General features: G+C 63.6%; 2 protein-coding genes. One reads left to right on the plus strand and one right to left on the minus strand.

The genetic code is table 11. The annotated features are described in order from the left end of the window. Positions 1-1,062 precede the first annotated feature (1,062 nt). Positions 1,063-1,713 (plus strand): hypothetical protein, encoded by a 651-nt coding sequence (locus tag ABZT03_RS43675; RefSeq protein ID WP_356049806.1) that lies wholly within the window; start codon positions 1,063-1,065, stop codon positions 1,711-1,713. A gap of 173 nt (positions 1,714-1,886) precedes the next feature. On the opposite strand, the gene ABZT03_RS43680 is transcribed toward ABZT03_RS43675, so the two are convergent. Then, positions 1,887-2,615, minus strand: coding sequence for a transposase (locus tag ABZT03_RS43680; RefSeq protein WP_356049808.1), 729 nt, complete (start codon positions 2,613-2,615; stop codon positions 1,887-1,889). Between the last annotated feature and the right edge of the window lie 39 nt (positions 2,616-2,654).

Genomic DNA, 2,654 nt, shown 5'->3' on the forward strand with positions numbered 1-2,654 from the left:
CGCACCCGACATCCCGCCCCTCCCCGAGGCCGCGTAACATCACAGACCGGAACCTCCCTCGTCGAGCCTTTTACACCGCTCCGAGGACGCCACCATGGCGGGTCGCGGGCTGTGGGTGGGTCGCGTGCCGTGTCGGTGTTCGTCGCGTTTGACGACACGGGGGTTGCGGCGCCGTCGGCGGGTGGGTAACCGGCGTGCTGCTATCTCGCGGATGCCGTCGGCGAGGGCTGCTGCCACGCGGTCAGGGGGAAAAGGCCGCCTGCGCGGTGACACTGGCGGCGGGCGAGGCGGATGCTGCGTGTGAAGGAGAGCCGGTCGGTGTCCAGTCCGGCGTGTCCGGCGGTGCAGGGCCCCGGCAAGGTCGCGTCTTGTCCACTTTGTGGAGTGGGTCAAAGGTCGTTGCTTCCGGTGAAGTTCCAGCTCGCAGGATGCTCACCGGCCTGCGAGCACACCAGACAATTCACCCATCTCCGCGGCGCGCGCGACTATGCCAGGACCCTGCCAGCACACCACACTGCCTGGCGAGAAACCTATCGCCCAGATGGTGGACACACTTGCCCGGGAAGAAAACGATCAGTAAGTCCACACCTCTGGCCGGGCGCCGGCCCAAGTGTGGAGGCAAGCAGTGATTACTCAGTCAAGTCGCGGCGGGGCGTGTTGAGGTGGAGGCGACGGTGGATATCGCACCGCAATCTGCCTAATGGTCACGGAGTCAACATGAACATGATTCTGAAGCCCAGGGGTCACGGTTCGCTGCCCGAGTTTGATTTTACTACCATGCCATGCTTGATCTGGGCTCTTCAAGCCGCGGACCAATCGAGAGTAATGACTCCTTAGCGTGCGCGGAGACCGACCATCCGGTGGAATTAGCTCCAGAGACGCTTCGGTGCGAACCGCGCGCGAACAGGTGTGGGCGGCCCCTGGCCGCTGCACGGAGGCGGCGACAGAATTCACGGATGTGCTGCGCCCTTTTAGTCGCCGGGCCTCTTACGCGATCGATCAGAGTTGAGACGCGACGAAGGGGTTGAACTGCGAGTCAAGTGACTGTGGTAAACTCGAGACGTGGCGAAGTTGAGTTACTTAAAAAATCCGATTTCCTTCTCTTTGGGGCATCGAGGCAATGCCCCAGGCGTTTTCAGCCATCATGAACTGCTGCCTGAATTGCCAAACCCAAGCTGCACGACTGAAAGAAACATGAAGAACCTCAAAAACTGCGCCGCTACGGCAGTCGTTCTCGCCGGCCTGGCCACGGCCTGCACGTCCACCCAAAATCCATCGGTGGCCCAGCACTCCGACTCCGTCTCCGCGTACCACGCGACCGCGCCCACTGTCCCTGCGACCGAAACACCCGCTGCTCCGATTTCACCATGCGCCCTCATCTCCCCTCAGGCGCTGACCCAGGCCTTCGACGGAACGCCAGTACGGGGCAAGTCGCTGAGCAACGGCGACTGCGATTACCGCACGGGCTCCGACTCGTTGACCGTTACGGTGGACAGCGAGACCGGAAAAATCCGATACCAGGCCGCACGCGAGACCTACCAGAGCGCCACCACGGTCCATGGTATAGGGGACGACGCCTTCGTCTCACCCACTGACCACCGATGTTCAGTACTCAGGGGAAACACCCAGACGCTGCTCACTCTTTTCACCGACGAAACCCGCTTCCAGAAAGCCTGCGTAGAGCTGATGAAAGCAGCAGCGAAAAATATGTGACTCCGCGCCACAAGTTTCTCGCCTAGGGTGCGCTGAGGAGTTGGAAGAGAGTCGGCACCGTCGGTCACCTTCACGGGTGACGATCAGCATCGTGACCCACTCCACCAGGGCATAACGGACATCGAGTACGGCAGGATACGGTACCGACGACTCTGTTGCGCAATTCGTAGAGGTCACGCGGTGAGTCGGTAGGCGAGGCGTTCGAGGCGGCTGGTGCGGGTGCGCCGCAGTGGGCTGTCGGTCCAGTAGGCGTCGAGTCTGATCACGTTCAGTGCGGTGGCGGAGAAGGCGTGCTGGAGGCGGACTTTCGGCAGGCCGCGGTAGCGGGCCCGGCGGATGCCGGTGACGTCGAGGGCCTGGTTGATGGTGCCCTCGACGCCGGCCCGGAGGGCGTACTTGTTCTTCCAGGTATCGGTCTTCTGCTCGGCTCGGGCCCGGGCGAGGTTCTCGTGGAGTTCCTTCGGCCTGAGGGTGAGCATGCGGCGTCCGGGTTTCGAGGTGGTGCACTGCTGCTGGAAGGGACAGTCGCGGCAGGTCAGGACGCTGAAGGTGATCACGATGGCGTCCTTGCCGTGCTGTTTGACGGGGTTCCAGTGGGAGCTGGTGCGGCCGGCGGGGCAGCGGACCTGCCGGGTCTTCCAGTCGATGGTGAAGGCGTTCTTGTCGAAGCCTTCGGTGGCCTTGGCCTGCGCGGAGTGGTCCAGGAGGACCGGGGTGACCATGCGGATGCCCTGCTTCAGAGCGGCGGTGATCAGGTCGGCTGAGGGGTAGCCGGAGTCGAGGTAGTGCTCGGCCGGCTTCACGCCACGCTCGGCGAGCTTGTGCTGGATCGGGGCGGTGGCCTTCACGTCCGGCACGGTCGCATCGGTCGTGTGCACGTCGGTGATCAGATTCGGCTTCACCCCTGCCCCTGCCCCTGCCCCTGCCCCTGCCCCTGCCCC

It is taken from the genome of Streptomyces sp. NPDC005574, assembly GCF_040605435.1.
Taxonomy (GTDB): domain Bacteria; phylum Actinomycetota; class Actinomycetes; order Streptomycetales; family Streptomycetaceae; genus Streptomyces.